This is a genomic window from Cellvibrio chitinivorans, assembly GCF_035117775.1.
Taxonomy (GTDB): Bacteria; Pseudomonadota; Gammaproteobacteria; order Pseudomonadales; family Cellvibrionaceae; genus Cellvibrio; species Cellvibrio chitinivorans.
On record NZ_JAYKKN010000001.1, the window covers coordinates 1,212,932 to 1,229,853 of the forward strand.

Annotated in this window: 17 protein-coding genes; 12 read left to right on the forward strand and 5 right to left on the reverse strand. The window is 47.6% G+C overall.

The window, feature by feature from the left end; translation table 11 throughout:
- Nucleotides 1-94 precede the first annotated feature (94 nt).
- The 6 genes from rpsO to SPL68_RS05180 all read left to right on the forward strand — a co-directional run bounded on the left by rpsO (nt 95) and on the right by SPL68_RS05180 (nt 7,276).
- Nucleotides 95-364, forward strand: coding sequence for a 30S ribosomal protein S15 (gene rpsO, locus SPL68_RS05155; RefSeq protein ID WP_323814005.1), 270 nt, complete (start codon nt 95-97; stop codon nt 362-364).
- 244 nt (nt 365-608) lie between these two features.
- Nucleotides 609-2,741 carry a polyribonucleotide nucleotidyltransferase gene (gene pnp / locus SPL68_RS05160; protein ID WP_323814006.1) on the forward strand — a complete coding sequence of 711 codons (2,133 nt, stop codon included), beginning with the start codon at nt 609-611 and terminating at the stop codon, nt 2,739-2,741.
- Between the two features lie 104 nt (nt 2,742-2,845).
- Nucleotides 2,846-3,724: a TraB/GumN family protein gene (locus SPL68_RS05165; protein WP_323814007.1), complete on the forward strand. Its 879-nt coding sequence runs from the start codon at nt 2,846-2,848 to the stop codon at nt 3,722-3,724.
- A 33-nt stretch (nt 3,725-3,757) separates the two neighbouring features.
- The gene (locus SPL68_RS05170; RefSeq protein ID WP_323814008.1) at nt 3,758-5,296 is read left to right on the forward strand and encodes an alpha/beta hydrolase; all 1,539 of its coding nucleotides are present in this window, start codon (nt 3,758-3,760) and stop codon (nt 5,294-5,296) included.
- Nucleotides 5,296-6,090 carry an ABC transporter ATP-binding protein gene (locus SPL68_RS05175; RefSeq protein WP_323814009.1) on the forward strand — a complete coding sequence of 265 codons (795 nt, stop codon included), beginning with the start codon at nt 5,296-5,298 and terminating at the stop codon, nt 6,088-6,090. Before SPL68_RS05170 ends, SPL68_RS05175 begins: the two co-directional genes overlap by 1 nt.
- Nucleotides 6,083-7,276 (forward strand): ABC transporter permease, encoded by a 1,194-nt coding sequence (locus SPL68_RS05180; protein WP_323814010.1) that lies wholly within the window; start codon nt 6,083-6,085, stop codon nt 7,274-7,276. Before SPL68_RS05175 ends, SPL68_RS05180 begins: the two co-directional genes overlap by 8 nt.
- A gap of 109 nt (nt 7,277-7,385) precedes the next feature.
- Here the strand turns inward: SPL68_RS05180 and SPL68_RS05185 are convergent, their stop codons facing one another.
- A complete protein-coding gene (locus SPL68_RS05185) occupies nt 7,386-7,946 on the reverse strand; it encodes a glutathione S-transferase (protein WP_323814011.1) in 561 nt (186 codons plus the stop codon).
- 18 nt (nt 7,947-7,964) lie between these two features.
- Nucleotides 7,965-8,432, reverse strand: coding sequence for a nuclear transport factor 2 family protein (locus SPL68_RS05190; RefSeq protein ID WP_323814012.1), 468 nt, complete (start codon nt 8,430-8,432; stop codon nt 7,965-7,967).
- A gap of 265 nt (nt 8,433-8,697) precedes the next feature.
- Between SPL68_RS05190 and SPL68_RS05195 the strand changes: the two genes are divergently transcribed.
- The 3 genes from SPL68_RS05195 (at nt 8,698) to SPL68_RS05205 (ending at nt 10,448) form a co-directional block, all read left to right on the forward strand.
- On the forward strand, nt 8,698-8,988 hold the full coding sequence (locus tag SPL68_RS05195) for a hypothetical protein (RefSeq protein WP_323814013.1): 291 nt from the start codon (nt 8,698-8,700) through the stop codon (nt 8,986-8,988).
- Nucleotides 8,989-9,065: 77 nt separating this feature from the next.
- On the forward strand, nt 9,066-9,587 hold the full coding sequence (locus tag SPL68_RS05200; RefSeq protein WP_323814014.1) for a hypothetical protein: 522 nt from the start codon (nt 9,066-9,068) through the stop codon (nt 9,585-9,587).
- A 105-nt stretch (nt 9,588-9,692) separates the two neighbouring features.
- On the forward strand, nt 9,693-10,448 hold the full coding sequence (locus SPL68_RS05205) for a sulfite exporter TauE/SafE family protein (RefSeq protein ID WP_323814015.1): 756 nt from the start codon (nt 9,693-9,695) through the stop codon (nt 10,446-10,448).
- A 33-nt stretch (nt 10,449-10,481) separates the two neighbouring features.
- On the opposite strand, the gene SPL68_RS05210 is transcribed toward SPL68_RS05205, so the two are convergent.
- Nucleotides 10,482-10,958, reverse strand: coding sequence for a hypothetical protein (locus tag SPL68_RS05210; RefSeq protein WP_323814016.1), 477 nt, complete (start codon nt 10,956-10,958; stop codon nt 10,482-10,484).
- Between the two features lie 267 nt (nt 10,959-11,225).
- Between SPL68_RS05210 and SPL68_RS05215 the strand changes: the two genes are divergently transcribed.
- The 3 genes from SPL68_RS05215 to SPL68_RS05225 all read left to right on the forward strand — a co-directional run bounded on the left by SPL68_RS05215 (nt 11,226) and on the right by SPL68_RS05225 (nt 13,424).
- A complete protein-coding gene (locus SPL68_RS05215; RefSeq protein ID WP_323814017.1) occupies nt 11,226-11,795 on the forward strand; it encodes a DUF4136 domain-containing protein in 570 nt (189 codons plus the stop codon).
- Nucleotides 11,796-11,851: 56 nt separating this feature from the next.
- The gene (locus tag SPL68_RS05220) at nt 11,852-12,484 is read left to right on the forward strand and encodes a hypothetical protein (RefSeq protein WP_323814018.1); all 633 of its coding nucleotides are present in this window, start codon (nt 11,852-11,854) and stop codon (nt 12,482-12,484) included.
- A gap of 100 nt (nt 12,485-12,584) precedes the next feature.
- Nucleotides 12,585-13,424, forward strand: coding sequence for a bile acid:sodium symporter family protein (locus tag SPL68_RS05225; protein ID WP_323814019.1), 840 nt, complete (start codon nt 12,585-12,587; stop codon nt 13,422-13,424).
- Between the two features lie 39 nt (nt 13,425-13,463).
- On the opposite strand, the gene SPL68_RS05230 is transcribed toward SPL68_RS05225, so the two are convergent.
- Together SPL68_RS05230 and SPL68_RS05235 are read right to left on the reverse strand one after the other, a co-directional pair.
- Complete coding sequence (locus SPL68_RS05230; RefSeq protein WP_323814020.1) at nt 13,464-16,448, reverse strand: DUF748 domain-containing protein; 2,985 nt, start codon at nt 16,446-16,448, stop codon at nt 13,464-13,466.
- A gap of 71 nt (nt 16,449-16,519) precedes the next feature.
- On the reverse strand, nt 16,520-16,864 hold the full coding sequence (locus tag SPL68_RS05235; RefSeq protein ID WP_323814021.1) for a zinc ribbon domain-containing protein YjdM: 345 nt from the start codon (nt 16,862-16,864) through the stop codon (nt 16,520-16,522).
- Nucleotides 16,865-16,922: the final 58 nt, after the last annotated feature.

Sequence of the window (16,922 nt, forward strand, 5' to 3'; positions counted from 1 at the left end):
AACCTTTCAGGTTCGGATAATCACCGCAACAACCCACCTGTAAATATGCACGGGCGGGCTGTAATTGAATCGCATATTAATTGAGGAAAACATCATGGCACTGAGTGCTTCTGAAAAAGCTGCAATCGTTAAAGAGTATCAACAAGCAGAAGGTGACACTGGTTCACCTGAAGTCCAAGTAGCTCTGTTGACTGTAAACATCAACAAACTGCAAGGTCACTTCGCTGACCACAAGGCAGACCACCATTCACGTCGCGGTTTGATCCGTATGGTTAACTCCCGTCGTAAATTGTTGGACTACCTGAAAGGTAAAGACGCTTCTCGTTACGTTGCTCTGATTCAAAAATTAGGTCTGCGCCGTTAAGTTTGTCCAGTGCCCGCTCTGCGGGCACTTTTATTTTGTGCTTTAGTATAATTGCAAAAAAGAAATCAGGAGTTGTGCCAATGAGAGCAAAGTTGGCGCCCTGCAGGATGCTGGTTTGTAGTGATTTTTATTGATTTTCTGTAGATCTCGTATCGATAGAAATGAACAAATTTAACGAACAAGCTTAAATAGACGCGTAACAATTAACGCAATTGATTTTTAGTGAATATAAAAGGATAAAAGAGTGAATCCGATTATTAAGAAATTCCAATACGGCAATCAAACCGTAACCCTCGAAACTGGCCGCATTGCCCGTCAGGCAACCGGTGCAGTAATGGCAACCATGGGCGAAGTCTCTGTACTTTGTACTGTTGTAGGCTCTAAAGAAGCCAAAGCCGGACAGGATTTTTTCCCGCTGTCTGTGCACTACCAAGAAAAAAGTTATGCCGCTGGCCGTATCCCTGGCGGTTATTTGAAGCGTGAAGGTCGTCCTTCTGAAAAAGAAACCCTGACTTCACGTCTGATCGATCGTCCGATCCGTCCACTGTTCCCCGAGGGTTTCCTCAACGAAGTACAAGTGGTTTGTACTGTTGTATCAACCGACAAACAATACGATCCCGATATCGTTGCTATGATCGGTACCTCAGCTGCATTGGCAATCTCTGGTATCCCGTTTAACGGCCCAGTAGGTGGCGCACGTGTTGGTTACACTCAGGAGGAAGGTTACATCCTGAACCCAAGCTACGCGCAACTCGAAACCTCTGAGTTGGACATGGTAGTTGCCGGTACTAAAGACGCAGTATTGATGGTTGAATCCGAAGCGAAAGAATTGCCGGAAGACATCATGCTCGGCGCGGTTCTTTACGCTCACCAAGAGATGCAAGCGGTTGTGCAGGCATGTGCTGAATTGGCACGCGATGCAGGTAAGCCGCGTTGGGATTGGCAGCCAGTGCCAGTGACCGCTGGTTTGACCGATGCGATCGTATCTGGTTTTGGCGATGCCATCGGCGTTGCTTACCGCATCACCGACAAGGCTGAGCGTTACAACCGTTTGGGCGAACTGCGCTCACAAGCTGTTGAAGCTCTGGCGACTGAAGCGACTGGCTTCACTGCTGATGAAATCAAAGCTGAATTCGGTATGGTTGAGTACCGCTTGGTGCGTTCACGCATCGTTGCGAACGAGCCACGTATCGACGGCCGCGACAACAAAACTGTACGTCCAATCCAAGTTGAAGTTGGCGTATTGGGCAAAGCACACGGTTCTGCGTTGTTCACTCGCGGTGAAACCCAGGCATTGGTTGTTGCCACTTTGGGTAACGCGCGCGATGCACAAATCATCGACTTCCTTGAAGGCACCAAAAAAGATGCGTTCCTGTTGCACTACAACTTCCCTCCTTACTCTGTAGGTGAGTGCGGTCGTATGGGCGCAACTGGCCGTCGCGAAATCGGCCACGGCCGTTTGGCGCGCCGTGGTGTTGCTGCAGTTCTGCCTGCAGAAGCGGATTTCCCATACACCCTACGTGTAGTGAGCGAAATTACCGAATCTAACGGTTCTAGCTCTATGGCGTCTGTATGTGGTTCTTCATTGGCATTGATGGATGCCGGTGTTCCGCTGAAAGCGCCAGTTGCTGGTATCGCTATGGGCTTAGTAAAAGAAGCTAACGGCTTTGCGGTATTGACCGACATCCTCGGCGACGAAGATCACCTCGGCGATATGGACTTTAAAGTGGCGGGTACCACCAGCGGTGTAACTGCACTGCAAATGGATATCAAGATCGAAGGTATCACCGAAGAGATTATGGAAATCGCTCTGGAGCAAGCTCTGGCTGCGCGTTTGCACATTCTCGGTGAGATGAACAAAGTGCTCGCGAAATCACGTGAAGTGGTAAGCGAAAACGCACCGCGCTTTGAAACCATCAAGATTCATCCAGACAAGATCCGCGACATCATCGGTAAAGGCGGTGCGACTATCCGTGCAATCACCGAAGAAACTGGTTCTTCTATCGATATCGACGATGATGGCACTGTTAAGATTTACGCCGACAACACCGAAGCGCTTAACGCGGCGATCTTCCGCGTACAAGGCATTGTTGCCGAAGCGGAAATCGGTGCGATCTACGAAGGTACTGTTGTACGCATCGTAGACTTCGGTGCATTCGTTAACTTCCTGCCAGGCAAAGACGGCTTGGTACACATCTCTCAAATCGCAGACGAGCGCGTAAACAGCGTAGGCGACTACTTGAAAGAAGGTCAGGTTGTTAAAGTTAAGTGCCTGGACGTAGACCAACGCGGCCGCATCAAGCTCTCTATCAAAGAAGCTATGGCGGAAGAGTCAGGTGCTGCACCAGCGCCAGCAGCGGAAACATCTGAAGAGTAATTTTCTGCTGTTGTTGTGCTAAAAACGCCCGCCCCGAAAGAGGTGGGCGTTTTTTTTAGTGGATAAAAATACCTATAAATATGCTTTCGTTAATGGAGTAAGAAATGAAACTTTGCAGCAGGTTAGTGATTGTCTTATCGATACTATTCAGTGCTTACGTGAGTGCTGAAACCAGTCTTTATGAAATCACCAAGGGTGATCAAAAAATTTATCTGGGCGGCACCATTCATGTGTTGCGCACCAGCGATTATCCCTTGCCGCCGGAGTTTGAGCATGCGTATGAGAGTGCAAAAGTATTGGTGTTGGAAACTGATTTAAATAAGGCCAATTCGCCTGAGTTTGCACAGCAGATGGCGCAGAGTTTTGCCTACAGTGGAGGCAAGCGTTTATCCCATGATTTAGATCCAAAGCTCTGGCAAGAATTAAAAAATGTTTGCGCTCAAAGCCAATTTCCTCTCGAACAAATGAGCATCTTTAAGGCGATGTTTGTAAGCCTTTCTCTATCGATAACAGAAATGCAGCGTAAAGGTTATGGTGCAGCACAGGGTGTCGATACTTTTTTCCACCAAAAAGCCATAGCGGATAAAAAAACAATTCAGGGATTGGAAACCACGGATGAGGTACTGATGCAATTAACATCCTTGGCCGATATGGATGCCAATCTGATTATCAAAACTACGCTGCGCGATATACAAAAAATGGATCAAGTGCTGGCAAGATCTGTAGGTTACTGGCGCGCGGGAGAGTTGGATAAGCTGGATACAGAAATGGCAACTGATATGCGTCGTGAAACGCCAAAGATCTATCAGCAATTGTTAGTGGCACGCAATCAGGCATGGTTGCCAAAAATTGAAGCTATGTTTTCTTCCGCCGAAACAGAGTTGGTGCTAGTGGGAAGTTTGCACCTTAGTGGTGACGACGGTTTGCTTGCACAACTGGAGCAGCGTGGTTATAAAATTACTCCCTATAAACTTAAAAAATAATTTCACGATAGCAAGATAATGAAGGAGCTGTGGATGAGCGTGTCTCTATCGGCGCATAGAATTTTTTGTTTGTTACCTATTTTTTTTCTCGGCTGTGGTAAGTCGGTAGACCCTGCTTCTCAGGCTGCTTTGCAATTGAGCTCTTGCCCCGGCTTTGTGGAAACCGGTAAGCCGCCCTTGGTGTTTGGTGCTGAGTGCGGTGAGTTGTCGGTTAAAGAAAATCCTGATGATCCTGCCAGCAATGAAATCACTTTATCAATTCTTCGCTTGCCTGCTGTTAGCCCTGCACCTGCGGCTGATCCGCTATTTCTAATTCAGGGCGGCCCCGGCGGTTCTTCCATTGATATGGCGAATCAAATTCATGGTTTTTTTGCGGATGTGCGCAAAAATCGCGATTTGATTTTTGTGGATCAGCGCGGCACCGGTAAATCCAATCCTTTGCGCTGCGATCAATTGAGCGCAGAAGATCAAAAATTGCCGGAAGTAGAGCTGAACCAAAAATATCTCGACTCGCTAAAAAAATGCGCTGAACAATATCAAGCTAATGCACAGTTCTATACCACACCCTATGCCGCGCAGGATCTGGATGCGGTTCGCACTGCATTAGGTTACGCCAAGATTAATTTGTGGGGAGGTTCCTACGGCACACGTGTAGCGCTGGAGTACGCACGCGCTTATCCACAGCACGCGCGCGCGTTAATTTTGGATGGCGTAGCGCCCGTGAGTATTGCCTTGCCGAAATATTTTGCGCGGGACTCTTTCGCTGCATTGCACGCGGTAAATAATGAATGTCTTGCTCGGCGCGAGTGCACTGCTGCGTTTGGCGATATTGTGCAAAAAGCTGAAACTGTTTTTCAGCGCTTGCAAGCACTTCAACAAAACGGAACGCCTTTATCTGTCTCATTTGAGCATCCGCGTCACCAGCAAACCGATACCTGGATTGCAACACCTCGTGCGTTTTCATCGCTAATTTTTATGTCGCTCTATTCGCGTGATTTAACGGTGCTATTGCCGCGCGCGATCAGCCGTGCAGAGCAAGAAGATTATCGCTTGCTTGCGGCGCTTTCGGCTTTGGCGGGTGAGCAAATGCAGCAGATGAATATTATGGAAGGAATGCGCTATAGCGTTATCTGCAATGAAGATTGGCCGCACGTTTCTGATGCGGATATTGCACAAAGCGAACCGTTTTTTGGAATGGATTTTGTGAAAGATATGCACGCGATTTGTGAGTTTTGGCCCAAAGCAAAATTACCGGATGATTATTGGCAGCCAATAAAAAGTGATGTACCTGCATTGCTGTTGTCTGGCCATCATGATCCGGTAACACCGGAAGTTTGGGCAAAGGCAGTTGCAGAGCATTTGCCCAATGCCAGTTTGCTGGCTGCCAGCGGGGGTAATCACTCCATTTCAACTGAAGGTTGTATGCCGCAATTAATTGCACAATTTATTGAGCGCGCATCAATGACGGGTATTAACACGGAGTGTGCAGGTTATATCAAACCTTTACCCTTGGTGTTGGGCGCTAACCAGAAAGCCTCGGCGAGTTCGTCATCGGCAGGGAGTGATAAATAATGATTCGCGTTGAACATCTCAGCAAAACCTTTGCGGCAAAAAAATCGCGTTCATTCACTTTCAAAAGTGCAAAAAAAAATGCGCAACCAGATGTAATTGCCGCATTGGATGATGTGAATTTTACGCTGCGCGATGGTGAAATTACCGGCTTGCTCGGTTTAAACGGCGCGGGCAAATCCACACTGATGCGTTTGATTTACGGTTTGTTGCAGCCAAGCTCGGGCGATGTATGGGTCGATGATTTTCAAGTGAGCAAGCAGGCAAATGCCGCGCGTGAGCGGTTGGGCGTGTTGCCGGATGATGCAGGTTTATACAAGCGTTTAACTGCACGCGAAAATATTCGCTACTTCGGTGAGTTGCAGGGAATGAGTGGGCAGCCGCTGGAATTGGCGATTGAGCAGTTAATTCAGTTGTTGGGAATGGAGTCGATTGCGGATCGTCGTGCGGAGGGGTTCTCTCTCGGTGAGCGAATGAAAACAGCGCTGGCGCGTGCGATTGTGCATCAGCCACAACATGTGTTGCTCGATGAACCTACCAATGGCCTCGATGTAATCACCACGCGCGCAGTGCGGCGCCTGTTGCACGAATTAAAGCAGCAGGGGCGCTGCGTGATTTTTTCCAGTCATTTAATGCATGAAGTTAGTGGTTTGTGCGATCGCATTATTGTGATCGCGCACGGAAAAATTATTGCCGATGGAGCTCTGCCAGAAATTTTGGAGGCAGGAAAATCTCATCAACTGGAAGAGGCATTTGTTAATTTGGTACAGCCGGAGGGGGAAATTGCCCATGCGTGATTTATGCAGAAATATCCGGACCGTATTGCGTAAAGAATGGCGCGATGCACTGCGCGATAATAAAAGTTTGCGCATGGCGTTGTTAATGCCAATTTACTTCGTCGGTGTGTTTGTCGCGTCGTCGTTATTCATTATCCATATGTCCAACCAGTCGCGCGCAACCACTAGTGAGCCGATTAAATTGTCGGTTGTGGGGTCAGAAAATTTACCGCCGTTGATCGATTGGCTGCAAGAGAGGGGCGTAAAGGTGGATGCTGTTGCTGATGATGCCTATCAGCAGGTTGAGCGCGGTGATTTAGGCTATGCGCTGATCATTCCCGATGATGCCCAGCAAAAATTTGCGACAGGTGAATCGATTGAATTGGCGCTGGTGTTCGATGCGACCAACAGTAAATTACAAGGCAGCTTGCATTTTGTGCGGCAACAAATTTGGAGTTGGAACGCGCGCATGGGCAGCTTGCGTTTGTTATCGCGCGGCATTGCGCCGGGCATTACCAATCCGGTTTATATCCGCGATTTAAATATCGCCAGCGATGAAAAAATGGGCTTTTTTGTAATGGCCAGTTTGCCGATGTTGCTGATTCTGACTGCGTTTATGGCGAGTGTTGGTTTTAGTGCGGATATGACGGCGGGTGAGCGTGAGCGCCGCTCATTAGAATCGCTGCTCATCACGCCAGCAACATCCAATGCAATTGTGTTAGGTAAATGGCTGACCAGTTTTTCGCTGACCTTAACCGTGTTGTTGATTGAGGTGTTGTTGCTGGGAATTGCACTTGTCTATGTTCCTTTTAAAGAATTGGGGTTGCGGGTTGATGTGTCGTTTGTGGATTTGATTGCTGTTTACGCTGCCTTGATGTCAGTTGCTTTATTGTCGACTGGTTTGCAATTTGTTATTTCATTATTTGCGCGCAACTTTAAGGATGCCCAAACCTATATGGGTTTGATGATTTTTTTGCCGATGATTCCGCTGTTTTACACCCTGTTTAACCCAAGCGCCTATGCCGATTGGTTCCGCTGGGTGCCGGTGCTAAGCCATCAGCTATTGATAAAAGATTTGCTCTTGGGGGGCGGTGTTTCGCTGGTGAATTTTGCTCAGGCGTGGATTGTATCTTTGGTGCTAGCCGTGATTTTTTTGCGTTTTACATCAGCGCAATTACGCAAACCAAAAATTGTGTATGGTGTTTGATTTCACTGTGACGGAAAAATAAAAAACCAGACTTGTAATTCAAAGTATAAGTCTGGTTTTTTTCGATAAAAATAATTTACTTTTTAGATACTAATTTTTTATAGACTGATTAGCTTTGCGGTGGTTGAGTTGCAGCAAAGGGTTGATAATTCAATGCACCCGCATAGAATTTTTCCAGATTGGGAAACACGGAAAAATCAACTTGATTACGGAGCTTTGCCCAGTCGATAAAACAGGCGAGTCTGAGTTGTGCATCGTTATAGGGGGCAGCTAATGGCGGGGTGAATTTATTGAGCTCTGCCAAGGTCGATTGAATGCGTGCTGCTTGACGTTGTAAGTAAGGAACGGTCGTTATATCAACATCATCGCGCTTGATAAAAAACAAATTTACCGTTGCATCCATCACCGTATTAACCAAACAAAAATCATCCAATTCTTGCGGGCTTCTGCAATAATCTTGGCCAGCTTTCTCGCGCAGGTATTTGGCAATAGAGAGCGAATCCGTTAGAAATACATTGCCATCTTCAAGAAATGGAACTCGTTGCGTGGGCGATTTTGCGCTGCTGCCTGCTTGATCGGTCTCGATAAATTCACAATCAAATCCGGTCTCAAGCAAAATAATACGAACATGACGCACAAAGGGTGATGTGTAGCTGCCGTAAAGTTTCATCGACTCTGCTCCGCTAAATTATTGCGCCTTGGGTGGATATTTAAACGCCTGACGCGCTAACAATTTCCATTCACCAGCTTGCTTTTGCCACACCAGCAAAATGCCCAAATGGATAGTGTTGGGTACGCCGCCGTCTTTAATATCGGCATTCAGGTTGTGGCGAACCAGTGCGGTATCGCCAGAGATGCTGATGGTCTGGTCAGCCAATTCCATAGTGACAAAGTCTGATTTACCACTGGCAATTTTTTCGATAAACGCCTGCTGATCTTCTATGTGGCCGCCTGAGTGGCCGTAGCTTAAGCCTGCAGATGATAGTTGCTTCAGCGCTTTTGCATCGCCATCAATCATGGCCACCCGCAATGCCTCGACTTGTTTGGCGACAGCCTCTTCTTCGTGATTGTGTGCAAATGCCCAAGGGCTGATACATAAGCTGGCGATCAAAAGGCTTTTTTTGATGATGGAATTGCGTGTAAACGTGTGGTGCATGCTGTAACCCCTGTGTTAGTGAGTGAGATGACCGAATCCATATTCTTATAGTGTGGGACGATTCTAGCGGGTGGATGTGGCTTTTGTGTATCAATTATGTAAAAGCATGCTGATGAATTGGCTGGATATTCCAACACGGTTTTTGACAGAAGTGATTATTCTCGCGACACTTAATGTGAGGTTTGTCATAAAGTGTTTGATGGCAACTACAGGGTTACATGGCTATTTAACTGGTAAAGGGAGCTACAAAATGCCGGAAACAAGAATGTCACATGCTCACTCCAAATCCTCGCTTGCCGAGCGCTTGCAACAGGCTGTTGAAAACCGGCGTGGGGTGCAAAAAGCGGTGCCTATCGATCTTGGGCGCTATCTGAATGAATCCCAATTGCTTGCACTGCGCAGTCTGGAAAATTTTGGCTGGCACCTATGGTTTGTGCGTCGCCCACTATTTATGCAGCCGATAGTGATTGTGAGCAATGCAGAGGCAACCCAACACGCGCAACTGGAAGACGATGGCTCGGTAAATTTAAAGCCCGCGTTACAGTTTCGTCATTGATTGCTGTTGAGTTATTCAGGCCGGATTCAGAGGAAAAATCCTAGCATCAACTCCGTACCCTACTGCGGAGTTGTGCTATGCAAACCAAATCCCTCGCTGCAATTTTACTGTTCATGTCTATTGGGTTGTTTGGCTGCGGCAGCGATACAGTTGCGGTCGATGATCCCTATGAAAACTTCGTCCCCGAGTTGTTGGCGTTCGATATTATCGATAGCTACGACACGGATACTGCAACGCCCAATCACCCTCCGCTGGCGCTTAGCCCTTATCTCTACGATGGCTTATATGAGATTTTTTGGGATGTAAATAGCATCGAGGATTACACGGTATCACTGCGTATTAACGACCGCGCTACGCTTGCGGGCAGCTTGGCGGTGTATTCGCAAGTGTGCGGAGCCGGCCGTTATTGCGATCAGTCGGGAGCTTGGGTATGTGAATACACCCATGATTTTTTTATGTCCTGCGAAGGCTCGGCGCATGAAACGGATATTTATCCCCTGATCAATCAAGTGCCGCAAAAAGTGTACATGTTTATCGAAATTTGCGATTCCAACTCCGGCTATTGCGAATACGATTATTATCCCGTAACCCTCGAGTAATTTTACTGAAAAAATTTATCTGGGCGCAGGGATAGCGCTGGATAAACCTGTCGTTTTTCATCATGCTGCCGATGTCTTTTGTCATCGCTCTGCAGCCGTGTTTTTATGATTAGTGATCTCTCTTTTTATCTGCTCGCCGTCCCCGTTGTAATTTTAGTTGGTATGTCCAAAGGCGGTTTTGGCGGTGGCTTTGGTGTCCTTGCTGTTCCGCTGTTATCGCTCATGATTGATCCGCGCCTCGCGGCAGCGATCTTATTGCCCATTCTGTGCAGTATGGATGCGTTTGGTTTGTGGAGTTTTCGCGGCACTTGGGACAAGTTGAATTTAAAAATTTTGTTACCCGGTGCTTTGCTGGGAACTGTTGCTGGCGCACTCACATTTGAAATAACCAACGCGGATTGGATTCGATTAATTATCGGATTGTTATCGATTTATTTTGTGTTGCACTACTTATGGGGCAAACAATTTCTTGAACAATTAAAAGAGCGTAAACCGAATAAAATTGCAGGGACTTTTTGGGGGAGTATCGCCGGTTATGTCAGCTACATTGCACATGCGGGCGGCCCACCTGTTGCAATCTATTTGTTGCCACAGCATTTATCCAAATCTGCATTGGCGGGGACAACGATTTTATTTTTCGCCATCATCAATTTTATAAAACTGATCCCCTATGCGCTGCTTGGGCAAATCGACAGCAGCTCCTTCGTCACTTCACTCATACTGCTGCCGCTAGCCCCACTCGGTGTATGGCTTGGTGTTTATTTACATCGCCGCGTATCTGACCGAATATTTTATTGGATCAGTTATGGCTTTCTATTTCTGGCGGGAATCAAACTCACCTATGAAGGCATTTTGGGATGATTGTCCAGTTAAACACTGAACAATAATCCGATTTCATTGGGTTGGAGTATCGGTGCTGGCAGTGTCCGCACTATTGGATTCACTCGCAGATGACGAGCTTGGCAGATTGCAGTGCTCATCGATCTTCTCTTCAATTTTTGCTGCGGCGCTGGATGTTTTTTGTTGCTGCTTCCAAAATTTACATTCCACACTGCGCTCTTTGATGGCTTTGAGTTTGGCAATTCGATCAGCTTCTTCTTTGTCGATAAGAAGTTGCTCGCGGCGCGCCTCGGCTGCTTCATAGAATGATTCGGTGGTGATAGCAACTGGTGCTGAATCGACAGCTGCAGAGGAGGGGGGAATCGCTTCAGAAGAGGTTTGTTCTTGCGCTATTGATGCTGAGATTTCTGCAGGTGTATCGCCGGGTGCGGGTGCTACAAGGAAATATACTGTTGCAGCTCCCAGCCCAAACAGCACTAATCCGCCCAATGCTAATTTTATCGCCTGCCCTGTTGTTATTGTCGCTCCCATAACTTGCTCCTAATGTCTTGCGTTCCCAATTTCAATCCTGTGGCTTTATTGCGGGGGCGATATTACTGACTTGCGTCACAAATTACAAAGCAGTCTGTGAATTGGGTAACTCTTCAAAGTGGAGTCATATTCGAGGCTTGTTGTCGGGCCATTTATGATAATTAACTTGCGGCAATAGGGTTCATCGGCAACAATCAATCCAGCTATGTTTCATGTTCAGCTTTAACGATGTGTTGTTTTTATCATTTTATTAAGGAGAGTTACGTTATGCGCGCGTTGAAACTTTGGCACACACTTGTTGCCGCCCTCGTGTTATCTGCTTGTACTACCACCCCTAAAGTGAACAGCGATTTTGATCGCAATGCCAACTTTAGTTCGTATCGCACCTTTGGCTTTGTTGACTCATTGGCAACCGATAAATCCGGCTATTCAACTCTCATGACTGGCTACTTCAAAAATGCCGTGCAGCGTGAAATGGTTGGATTGGGGTACACCTTCAGTGCCAATAACCCCGATTTGCTGGTGAACTTCACCACTAACGTTGAATCGCGCAGCGATGTGCGCAGCAGCGGTACGACTATGTATCCGGGTTATTACGGTTATCGTGCGGGTATGTACGGTGGTTTTGCTACTTATCCGATGGATGTGAGCACAGTTCATTACAAGGTAGGTACAGTGACTATTGATGTGATCGACGCCAAGAAAAAACAACTGGTGTGGGAAGGTACAACAGAAGGTAAGTTGACCAAAACTGCGATGGAGAATCCGGAAGCGGCAATTAATAGTGTCATCTCTACCATCTATGCTCATTACCCAACTCGCCAACCGGCACAATAAATCGATTTGTTATTAACGCTCCCCGTTACAGGGTGGATATCTCAGGAGGGCTTTGAATGAGTGTGTTGTTGCGTTCACTGTTATGGGGGGTGATCTTTGCGTTGCCTGCATCGCTAACCAGTGCGGCGAATTTACGTTTTCTGGAATCGAGCTTGTTGTCGCAATTAAGCTCAAGTGAAGTTGCTGCGTTGAAACAGGAAATTGGCGATGTGCTCAATCAGCAGCCGGACCAAGAGATCATTAATTGGCGCTCGCCCGAAAGCGCGATTCAGGTGCAGATCAAACCCAAGTTGTCCTTTAACGAGGGTACCTCTGAGTGTCGCAGAACACTATTTAAACTCAGCAAAGAAACGGTAAAACCGGAGTATTACCGTTTTGATATCTGCCGTGGTGAGGATAAAAAGTGGCGCGTAAAAGATTCGTTGATTCGCCAGATGACCGACGCTGATTGGAAAATCCTTGAGGGGACTGTGCATGAAGTGTTGGAGTCAGAGCGCAGTAATAAAGTCCCTGCATCCTGGTTTAACCCGGAGTCTAAAAATTCCGGCGTGGTAGTGCCAATTACCGCCTTCACCAAAGCGGGTGTGCCTTGCCGTGAGCTTGCCATCAGTATCATCAATGCCAATGGCGGCACTATGGATGGTCACTACAGCTTCTGTAAAAAAGGTGATAACTGGGAGCGAAATTAAGTTCGCAATCCACCTACTAATGCGGCCATGTGCCGCATTTTTTATGTCTATTATTTGGATGCTTGCTTACTAAAGCATCAATCGCGCAAGGAGCTGGATAATGACGTTAATTTTGCTCGCCATACTCAAAATAGCCGTATCCGTAGTGGTATTTGCCATAGGTTCGCGCTCAACCCTCGCTGATCTGACCTTTTTGTGGCGTCATCCAGCGTTAATGCTGCGCTCGTTTTTTGTGATGTATGTATTGGTGCCTCTGGCGGTGCTTGGGCTGATTTACGTTATGCCCGTATCGGCGATGACCAAGGCGGCGCTCTTGGTGCTCGCGGTATCGGCCGGTGCGCCACTCTTACCGCGTAAACTGGATATGGGGAGCAGTAGTTCCTATGTGTTTAGCCTGGTAGTGACTTCATCGCTTCTTGCTATTGTTCTGGTTCCTTTTGCTGTCACGCTGCTGAATCAGCAGTTCGGAACCCATGAGGATATATCCACCACAACTGTTGCTTGGGTGCTCGCCAAAGCATTTTTATTGCCACTGCTGGCGGGGATGTTGGCGCAATGGTTATTGCCTGACTTGTGTGAGCGCTACAGCGATAAGCTGATGAGTATTGCTGGTATTTTGTTGGCTGTGGCAGCGCTTATCTTATTGGCGATTCATTGGCAGGTATTTGCCCAGATTCACTGGCGGGATTTGGCAGTGTTGCTGCTGGCGATGATACTGGCTGTGGTATTAGGGCATGTATTTGGCGGCCCTAATCCGGATAATCGCACCGTGTTGGCAGTGGCTTGCGCAACACGTCATATCGGTATCGCCGTGTTAGTCGCAGGCGCATTCCCAAATACCAACACGCTCGCCGTGGTTCTTGCCTACAGTTTGGCGTCCGCTGCCGTGTCTATTCCATATCTCGTCTGGAGAGGGAAAAAGTCCCAGTCCCCCAAGTGACAGGACTGCGGCAGTGATTGAGCTGTAACTGAACTGTGACTAAGGCGTCTGCGGCGCTGGTGCTGACTGGGATGTAGCGGCAGTTTGGTTGATATCCGATAAATCCAGCAGCACGCGGCGACGGGTACACAGGTTTGGCTCGCTGCAATCCAGGCTGGAATTGATCAGCACCCGGCTGGCGTCTACATTGAGCTGCTGCACTAAAAACTGCTTGGTATTAATACTGCGCTGCGCTGCCAGCTCATTGAGTGCTTCAGGTGCGATTGGAATGGTAGCCAGCCACTGTTCGTACATTTGTGTTGGTGTGAGTTCGCCATCGGGCTTCAGATTCAGTTGGCGATATTCCGCCGCGACTGCTTTCTGCCAGCGCTCGTTTTGCGCTTTGATGTCGCTATTTTCCAAGCCCTGATTCAGCAATAGGTGTTTAACCTGCGCTGCTTGCAAGCCGCGCAAATCGGTGCGCTGGTCGTAGATGCCACGCAGCTCTATACGTAAATCCGGACGTTTCTGCATCGCTTGTTGCAACGAGTTAAGCCTGCGTGTGGCGGTAGTGAGCAGTTGGGATGAGCCAGAGTTAAAGGGTAATTCGCCCAAATCTTCTTTAGTGCCTACCAGATTGCCAAGTAACTTAAAGGGTGCGGTGACAATTTTGACGAAGGTATTGCGAATCGCCTGACGAATCACCTTGCCTATATCAAAACTCGGGTCGGCCGGATCGCCACTTACACCTATATCCAGTGTGGCCAAACCGTTTTCATCGGTGATGAGCGCCAGCGCCAGGCGCAAGGGAATATCCATCGCGCTCATGCTTTCGACCCGTTCGCCCAGCAGTAGTTGATCCATTTCGATATGGTTGTCGCCGAGGATGCGGCCATCGTTCAGGCGATAGTGCAAATTGGCGGTAAGTAGGCCACGATCAATTTTCCAGCCGGCATAGGTGCCGGAATAACTGCTAAAACCGCCAAGATCGAGATTCTCAAAATCGAGCCGTGCATCCAGTAGTGGTTGCGCAAGAAAAGGCTGGGTTTTGCCTTGCAGTTTCACCGGCGCATAACCGTCTACATCACCGTGAAAATTAAATGATGCTGGTTTGCTGGTGTCCGATGAAAGCTCGGTCATAGTGCCGCTAAAGTTTTGTACCGCTGCGGTAAATTGTGGTGTAAGCGATTCATCGTTGAAACGGAAAGATGCTTTATCCAGCACAAATTTATGCAGACTAAATTGCCAGCTCTTTTCCGCCGATTCGCTCGTCGTTGCAGCGTTATTTTCAGTAGTTGCCGGCTGTGATGCAGGTGTGTTTTTTGTTGCATCCGCTGTCGCTACTGATTCTGGAAATAGCGTTTGGAAATTGGTTTTGCCATCGGCGGTGATGATAAAACGGCTATCAAATCCGCTTAATTCGACCAGTGGCAAATCGATAATTTGCTCGGTCAGATTTATCTGTGCATCGCTCCAGCGCAAATTTTTCCATACCAGTAATTCTTGTTTGGCAGCATTAGGGATCAATTTAATATCAGCAACTTCCCCTTTGCTTTTCATCTGAATAAGTTCGGCATTGCGCACTTGCAATTCGGCGCTGGTTGTTAAGCTGCCGGAGGCAATAGTGGCGAGTAAATAAGGGGTTAGCATCGGTTGTGCTAATGCAACTGGCAGCGCATCAATGGTGGATGTGAGATTGCCGTCGAGGCTGGTTAAATTGAAATCGCCGCTCAGTGCGAATTTGGTTTGTTGATCGATGCTGGCATTAAGCTGAATATCCAGCGGCGATTTTCCACTGCTGTCGATGTTGCTCACAGTCACATTTAATTTGCGAATAGCAAATTGATGTTGCTCCAATTCCGCGACGCGCCAATCAATTGCAGCGTCATTGATTGCGACAGTTTTTATCTGCGCCAGCCAAGGCTTGCTTGTATCGTCTTCGTCGTTGGTCGTGTTATTGGTTGAGGGTGATTCGGTAGTTTTTGGAGTGAACGCGCGGGTCAAACCGTTATCACTACCTTCGCTCCAACTCGCAAGACTAAAACCATTTATTTGTACTTTGTCGATGACCGCCAGTTGTGCATCGCTTGCGACATTAATTCCGGTTACACGCAACTCACCCAAATTTATATCGGCATCACGCGCGTTACTTTTTCCGCTAGTGACTTTAGTTTCCAGCAGCGAAAGCTCAGTTTGGTTAATTGACCAATAAAGGTCTTTTTTCCAGTTAACTTGATATTGCCCCTGAATATTCAGCAGCGATTTTTGCAAAGTAAAATTCAGTTGGGATTTAAAATATTGCCACGCCGGTTGCAAATCTATATTGCGAACCGCCAGCTCGCCTTTGCTTTGGGCAGACTTGAGCGAGACATCACCGACCCAACTTAGCTCGCCTTTTTCGCCCAGGGTAGCGTTTAGGCGATAAGGCTGACCTTCTTCCAGCAAGGTAGAAAAATCTTGCAGACCAAATTCAATTTTTTGCAGATCCAGCTCAAAAGGTTCTGCTTGGCTATCATCGCTGAACTTCAGCGAATCAATTGCGATGTGAATCTGTTTGATTAGCAGCGCTGGCAATTCATCGGTAGTGGTGTCGGTTGTTTCGGGCGGTGCGGCAGCGGCAAGTGCAGCTTGGCGTTGTTGTATATCGTCAAAGGTCCAGCCGCCATCGGCCAGTTTATGTGCATGAATATTAATGCCATCAAGCTCGATATCATCAATAGCGGGGGCAAGGTTTACCAAGCTCTTAATAACCGCCACGTCGATATAAATCTGCTTGGCAGACCAGAGGTTAGTGCCATCGCTATTGTTATCACGCACATTGGGCAGGGTTAGCGAGAGAGCGAAGGGATTGAAGCGGATAAAATTGTAATGCAGTGGGCGCCCGGTTTGCTGCTGATAGACCGCATTTAGCCCCCAGTTGATCGCCGGCATCACGATGAGCACGCACAGGGTTAGATAGGCTAAATAAATAGCTGCCAACCAGCGTACAAAGCGGTTTTGATAAATTTTGCGTAAGCTTCTGCTCACTACTGACCCTGCAGGCATGGGGTGGATCTCCTTGTTCTGAACGCACATATGCTACGCACTAAAGGTAGCATATGGTGTGCATCTGAATGCTAGGCTTTTTTCACCACTGACGATTTCAACATCATTGCGCCCATACCATCAACTTTGCAGTCGAGATCATGATCGCCTTCGACGATGCGCACAATCTTCGCTTTAGTGCCGACTTTGATTACTGAAGAGCTGCCTTTGATTTTTAAATCTTTTACTACGGTAACGTTGTCGCCATCAACTAACACATTGCCATTGGCATCGCGCACGATAACAACATCTTCATCACTAGCTGCTTCGTCTGCATTTTTCGGCCACTCATGTGCACACTCGGGGCAAATCAATAGAGTGCCGTCTTCGTAGGTGTATTCAGAATTACATTTTGGGCACTGGGGTAAATCGCTCATGATTTTTCTCGCATATCTGCCCCGCGAATGCGGGGCATTATTTCATTAAAATTTACGT